4 protein-coding genes are annotated in these 2,781 nt (G+C 41.7%); all 4 read left to right on the top strand.

Annotated elements, in window-relative coordinates:
* The first annotated feature begins 215 nt into the window (after nt 1–215).
* From CXF78_RS19315 to CXF78_RS19330, 4 genes are read left to right on the top strand one after another with little or no spacing between them, the layout of a single operon-like run.
* Entirely contained in the window at nt 216–500 is a 285-nt protein-coding gene (locus CXF78_RS19315; protein WP_102037672.1) for a cold adaptation protein ActJcold adaptation protein ActJ, read from the top strand.
* A gap of 7 nt (nt 501–507) precedes the next feature.
* Nucleotides 508–1,035 carry a cold adaptation protein AtcA gene (locus CXF78_RS19320; protein ID WP_011636233.1) on the top strand — a complete coding sequence of 176 codons (528 nt, stop codon included), beginning with the start codon at nt 508–510 and terminating at the stop codon, nt 1,033–1,035.
* On the top strand, nt 1,032–1,787 hold the full coding sequence (locus CXF78_RS19325) for a cold adaptation protein AtcB (protein WP_102037673.1): 756 nt from the start codon (nt 1,032–1,034) through the stop codon (nt 1,785–1,787). The genes CXF78_RS19320 and CXF78_RS19325 overlap by 4 nt, the downstream gene beginning before the upstream one ends.
* Nucleotides 1,788–1,798: 11 nt before the next feature.
* Nucleotides 1,799–2,692 carry a cold adaptation protein AtcC gene (locus CXF78_RS19330; RefSeq protein ID WP_011636235.1) on the top strand — a complete coding sequence of 298 codons (894 nt, stop codon included), beginning with the start codon at nt 1,799–1,801 and terminating at the stop codon, nt 2,690–2,692.
* Nucleotides 2,693–2,781: the final 89 nt, after the last annotated feature.

Below are 2,781 nucleotides of genomic sequence, written 5' to 3' on the forward strand. Positions count from 1 at the left end.
AGATAACACCGGTTAAGGACAACGATGCTTTGTGGGTGGCATAGCGGTCCTAAAAATAGCTGACCTAAAATGGATGTCTTAAATGATTGAAACTTAACTTGGGGTTATGTTTGCTGCAAGGCTGTGATTGTTGATATAATAGCGGGCTAAAAAATTTATCTATTTACAGACTTTTTTATCTCGCAATCACTGCCACATCGCCTGCAGGAATAACTATGATTAACCACTTTAGCGTACTGGGCGTCAGAGCCAATGCCAAAGAAGATGACATAAAAAAAGCCTATAAACGTTTATCGAACAAGTATCACCCTGACAAATTACTTGGGGCGTCTGACGATGAAAAACAACAAGCATCTGTTCAGCTCCAACGAGTCAAAAAAGCTTACGAAGTGTTGTCAGATAAAAAGCAGAGAAATGCTTTTATCAATGATTTTAACAACGTAATTGTTACCGATCCTACAGCCGCTATGTGCGGGTTGTGGGACGAATATTATTCCTGAGTATCCCATGGCTAAACATCTTAATATCTCACGCATTAATGAGCTAAAAAATAATGCCAATGACAATATAGAATCTTACAACGACCCTGATACGCCAAATGCACTGGCAAAGTTTACCAGCCAAATCAGAGAGATATTGTTGGCCGATCCTGGGATGCTAGATTCAGTCCCTGAATATTTACCTGTTGCACTTTATGAAAGAGTTAAGTTCTCGCCTGAGTCAAAGCGCCAATGGGCACATTGGATTAGCTTGAATATTCACCCAAGCTGGGATGAATTTAAAACGACGATTGCGTTTAACAATGCCGATCTACCTCTGGCGCTTGCGGTACGTAAATATAACGAAGATTTGCTTATCGAAAGTTGTGCCGTGGTGTATTTGTTAGAAACTCAGGGAGATACAGCGCCTAAGCCTGAGGAAGATGATTCAGATGGTCTTCATGAGCATGAACGTGATGAAAACGATGATGACGACACGGACTATGATAGCGATGAAGAAGGTTATTATGATCAATATGATGAGGATATCGAATGAACAGTCTCATTGAAATAACAGCCGCTGAAATACAAGAGCTGGCTAATGTTGAGCCTAAACAGGCCAGCAAGAGATTTGAATTGATTGCATCGTCGATGTCAGATGATCAGTTGGTTGAAGTTATCGAGAAAATGGATATCGTCACGCTGACACAAATTAACAGTCAGCATGATATTTCGTGCCCATCGATTATGTCTGAGTTAATGACTCCAGAACAGATCCGCGACATTGTCTGCCAGCAGCCGCTTTATTGGGAAGAAAAAATCAAAAGTAATGCCGAAGAGTTAATGCAGCATACTTTTGATTTTATGACTTATCTTATTCGAATCCAAGACAATGAAGAGAAACAAACCGCAATTTTAGAGTGTTTGGCTGAAGATCCTGCTGCGCTGTTTTATCTATCGATTCCGTTTATCGAGCTTATTTTAGGCGGTAGCAGCGGTGATGACGATGAGATAAACGACACTTTTGATGATGAAGCGGATGAAGAAACCGTGGGTTACTCAGATTGGCAAGCCGATGAAGAGGCACACAGTCTTAGCATTGATGACCCGCGCAGTTTATTAGCATTGATCCGCGATCGAGCGCCTAATGTTGAAAAGGCGATTAAGAACATGCTGCGTAACACCGGCTCTGACTGGCAGCTAATTATCAGCCAGTTTGCCAGCGAGTTAGTGATACAGGCGAAAGAAAAGAACCAGGTCACCGACGAGTATGCTGAAGTTGATGATATGTTTAGCTTTCTTGATTAAGGGTTCTGCAAATGCAATTGGTATTACGTGACGAAAATCAGGGTCCCTATCTGAGTCGGGTGTTGGCTTATGGCCGAACCGAAGAATTGCTCAGTAATGAGCAATTGGGACAGATCAAAGCGAAAGCCATTTTGATGAGCCTTAAGTTCGCTGATAAGTTTTATAACAAGTATAAAATGCATTTGCTTGAAGAAGCCGCGCAAGATGTCATTGGCATTGTTAGCATTGGCTTAATGGCATTATCGGACCAAAGTCAGGCTAATGCTATACGGTTGCTACTGACTGATGACGGCGTAGTTAAGTCGTTCCAGAAGGGCTGGGGGATGCTAACTAAAGTTAGTCAACACAGGCTTCATGGTAAATCTGTTTATGGCGACGTGGATAAAGTATTGCTTGATCAAGTCTCGAGTCCACCTGATTGTGACGAATGGCAAGGCTGGGCTTACTACCAAGAAGCATTAGCTGAGCATAATCGCCAGCAATCTATTAATGCCTTATTGGCACAGTTCTACATTGTCGGCACTTTTGATCCAATGGATTATATTAATCTAGAAAGTACTCTGGCAGAAGCCGTGTTATATCGGATATTTTTTGACGGTAAAAAAGTCCGTCAAGATCTTAAACGACGCATGGCTCGTATAGAACTTAAAGATGAATGGTTTAACCTCGAGTTTATCGAGCAACAAACTAAGGCTGCTTTAGCTGAATTACCTAACGAGCTTGCTGATGCAATTCGTTTAGATTTAGGTAAGCATTTTAATGCTGCATTGTTGCGGACGCTGCATTTCTCTCGTAGCTATCAAGAGTTGGCCATTCAAAATGCCTCTCCTGAACGATTGGAGCGTCTGGAATACAAAGAAGGCTTAATTGGTCTACTTGGTTGGCCAATTTATATCGACTTGTAGTTTAGCTTTAGGAAGCTTGCGAGTGAGCAAGCTTCCTACATTCACTGATTATGTCTGCCATTATTTACTTCCGGATTGCGCATCACTAT

This window comes from Shewanella sp. 11B5 (assembly GCF_002836795.1).
GTDB lineage: Bacteria > Pseudomonadota > Gammaproteobacteria > Enterobacterales > Shewanellaceae > Shewanella > Shewanella frigidimarina.

Bases quoted from the DNA above. Each gene is read 5' to 3' on its own strand.
- CXF78_RS19315 (WP_102037672.1), top strand. From the start codon at position 216: ATGATTAACCACTTTAGCGTACTGGGCGTCAGAGCCAATGCCAAAGAA.
- CXF78_RS19325 (WP_102037673.1), top strand. From the start codon at position 1,032: ATGAACAGTCTCATTGAAATAACAGCCGCTGAAATACAAGAGCTGGCT.
- CXF78_RS19320 (WP_011636233.1), top strand. From the start codon at position 508: ATGGCTAAACATCTTAATATCTCACGCATTAATGAGCTAAAAAATAAT.
- CXF78_RS19330 (WP_011636235.1), top strand. From the start codon at position 1,799: ATGCAATTGGTATTACGTGACGAAAATCAGGGTCCCTATCTGAGTCGG.